The following is a 1042-nucleotide window of genomic DNA, read 5'->3' as shown; positions in this document are numbered from 1 at the left end:
GTCATTACCGATGTGCAGATGCCGGAAATGAACGGGTTGGAACTGCAGACGTTGCTCCTGGCACGTGGCCACACCGTTCCGGTGATTCTTATCACGGCCTATCCTGACGAACGGACCCGGCAAAATGCCCTCGCTGCAGGGGCGGCAGGCTTCTTCTACAAGCCTTTTGACGCCGCCGCCATGATCCGGTGCATCGAAGATGCGCTGAACTGGCCACGCGAAATCAAGCCGGAATGACGTCTTCGTGGTGAGCCGAGCGCTGCCACCGCCATTGCTTTCGGAACGAAGTCGCGTGCGTTCCAAATCGGAATTTTGCGTTCGTTCCGGGAAGATTGCCGCCAGCCTGTGCGGTTGAATTCCAGGCAGGTTTCGGCGATCGCCTGCCTAGCCCCGCTGCACAAGAGGGCGCGACTGCAGAAACATCAGCGCACATGCGCCGATGGGTGGATTGGTGATATTGATGGTGTAGCGCGCGGAAGCCATCCCAGCCCCCTCGGCATTACCGACAGTCGCGACCACGTCTCGCCTAGTGGCGGGGCTCGTTGCCAAATTAATATGCTAAGATGGCGTTGTGCCATTCCTGGGCCGTGCGGAGCAGGAATCGTGAGAGCGGATTGCTATCGTGACAGCAGGTTCCAATCCAGGCCAAACCGCGTCGACCGCTTTTGCGCCGACAGTCTATGTCATCGATGATGACGACGCTGTGCGCGATGCCCTGAGTGGGCTGTTCAGATCCGTGGGGCTGCATGTCGAACTGTTCGCCTCCGCCAGCCAATTCCTGCAGGGCAAGCTGCCGGAAACGCCAAGCTGCCTCGTGCTCGATATCCGGTTGCCCGGCGTGAGCGGCCTCGATTTCCAGGCTCACCTTGCAAAGTCGAACATTCAAATGCCCGTCGTCTTCATGACTGGACACGGGGATGTCCCGATGTCGGTGCGCGCGATGAAAGCCGGAGCGATCGATTTTCTGACCAAACCGTTCCGGGACCAGGACATGMTTGATGCGGTCTTCGGCGCGCTCGAAAACGACCGCATAAGGTGGGAA

The 1042-nt window shown here is 59.3% G+C and carries 2 protein-coding genes; both read left to right on the top strand.

What is annotated here, in order from left to right; genetic code table 11:
* The coding region (locus ACXJ7R_RS34040) for a response regulator (RefSeq protein ID WP_457155622.1) at positions 1 to 237 on the top strand (237 nt) is incomplete at its 5' end.
* Positions 238 to 622: 385 nt separating this feature from the next.
* The coding region (locus tag ACXJ7R_RS34035; protein ID WP_457155621.1) for a response regulator transcription factor at positions 623 to 1042 on the top strand (420 nt) is incomplete at its 3' end.

The sequence above is a fragment of the Mesorhizobium sp. P5_C1 genome, assembly GCF_054049815.1.
Note: the sequence above shows the minus strand (reverse complement) of the source record. Positions and strands in the feature narration are given on the sequence as shown.